The sequence below is a fragment of the Shewanella sp. 10N.286.52.B9 genome, assembly GCF_002873635.1.
In the GTDB taxonomy this organism is placed as follows: Bacteria; Pseudomonadota; Gammaproteobacteria; order Enterobacterales; family Shewanellaceae; genus Shewanella.
The window spans coordinates 1-2,017 of the sequence record NZ_MCTY01000034.1 but is presented as its reverse complement, the minus strand read 5'-3'; the positions used below and the strand labels follow the sequence as shown (position 1 = coordinate 2,017).

Below are 2,017 nucleotides of genomic sequence, written 5' to 3'. Positions count from 1 at the left end.
TGTAGTGGTATAGCGAATTTGGCCACTCTATTGAAGGTGATATTAGATTATTGAGGGTAAATACAAATGACTAAACCTCGAGAGATATCCATTTCAAACACATATCGGGGCATAAATAAGCTAGGTATGCTCTAAAATAGTGGCAAAATTCACCATACCACTACAGCTAAATGACAGACGAAGTAGATGAATTTGTTGATTGATTTTTATTTGACTGCAAAAGCAGTCAAATAAGTTAGGTTCGCCTATTGACTGGCGGAAGGCTCATATGTGTTAGGTCGTTCATTGTTATAAAACCACAGCTATTCATGCCGTACAGTAGTGTGTAGCTTTCCACATAGGCATTTGTTGTGGGTTGCTGATTGGATAAACCTGAGCTCGATATCATGTTTCCCGCCCATTTTCCAATAATCTATCTCTATCGCCAGTACTTCATGATCAATTATCAATGATGTACATAAGTCTGATGCTGCATCCATTTTCTAAATAATTATGAATAAAACCCATTGACCAGCATGACTAATCCGCAGGACTTGCTACCGAGGACTTTCGTAAGGTCCAGGTACCATCTTTATTATCAATCCACTCAATGACATCACCATCTTGCCATTTTAGGTCTGCAAGATATTCATCAGGTAATCTGAAAAAAGCCTCTCCATCTTCGGTTCTTTCGATTTCGACTTTCATTGCATTCCCTCTCTGGTAATTCCTTAGTCCTTTAGATACCTTGGCTCATTAATAAAATTTGGTCAACTGACACATTGTAAGTGGGTCGCGGATAGATCATGTAAAACGAAAAGGGGCATAAATGAGCTACACACTCCTCTACCACTTTCGAATAAACACACCGATCATCAAATATTATATTCAAGTCGCTCAATGTATTTGAGTAATGCCCTAGCCTGAATATCCTTCCCATAGCGGCCGTAGGTGATGTTTGGGTTTGCGTGGCCGACTATCTGCGCCACAATATGCTCGCTGATATCCAAACGCTTAAACTCATCGATAAAAGTGTGTCGTAGACTATAAGCCGTTGGTCGTTGACTCGCTTTCATGCCAATGCAGGTTTGTAATATCGATAGGTGCTTACAATAGGTTTTTGACCAATCTTCCACTAATCCCACTGGTTTGTAATTAAACAACTGGGGATGTTTTTTACGCTTATCTACAAATTCAATAAAGCCCTGCTCTATCAAGGTTTGGTGGATTGGAATACTGCGCCTTGCATTGGCATTCTTAATACGTTGCCCTTTGCCGCTGTCATCAACGTTAATGCAATGAATACCTTCGATTACGACGATATCACGGGGCGTTAACTGACACGCCTCTGATGGCCTTAGACCGCCATAAAGCATCAATCGGGTGACCCACTTAAAGTCAGCTGTTGAATCTTTAAATTCGGCTGAATGTATTAGCCTTTTTAAATCACTCGTATCCCAACGGTCTCTTTCTTGGTTGGCTTTAACTTTGGGCTTTTGCCCTACTGTCACATTTTCAAAAGGATTGTGGCTGCAGTAGTTCATTAACTTACACCACTTAAAAAACTGAAATACGGCCGCTAAGTATTCTTTATTGCTTTTATAGCTTCTGCCCTGCGTAAGCAGTTCATCACGGTACTTCATCGCATCAGCCGAGGTAATATCGTTAGTGCAAATAGCTTGAGTGCTTTTTGGTGACCGGTTACCGATTATTGGCAGTAACTTAATGAAGTGAAAGGTTCGCTGTTCAAGTTGTTTAATAGAGAGTGGTCTAATACCTGACTTCTCTTTTGAAGCTACAAAATCAGCAAGTGCATCGTGTAACGTAACCACGGGCATTGCTTGGGCGACAGCCGTGCTTTCACGGTGTTGTGACAGCTTAGTGTCTCTAATGGGGATGCTATAACTTGCTGGCTTTGTACTGATGGCCAACTTGTTTTTCTCAAATTCACTGCGAAGACTGTTAATCACTTCATCAACATAACGAATAAAGTCATTAATACAGGTTTGATGGTCGAAGTTATTGATGATTTTTTTCA

General features: G+C 40.6%; 2 protein-coding genes. Both read right to left on the bottom strand.

Features of this window, described 5'->3' with window-relative positions; genetic code table 11:
* Positions 1–519 precede the first annotated feature (519 nt).
* A complete protein-coding gene (locus BCU91_RS20345) occupies positions 520–687 on the bottom strand; it encodes a hypothetical protein (protein ID WP_164717954.1) in 168 nt (55 codons plus the stop codon).
* Between the two features lie 167 nt (positions 688–854).
* On the bottom strand, positions 855–2,017 hold a 1,163-nt coding region (locus BCU91_RS02950; RefSeq protein ID WP_102530872.1), incomplete at its 5' end, for a tyrosine-type recombinase/integrase.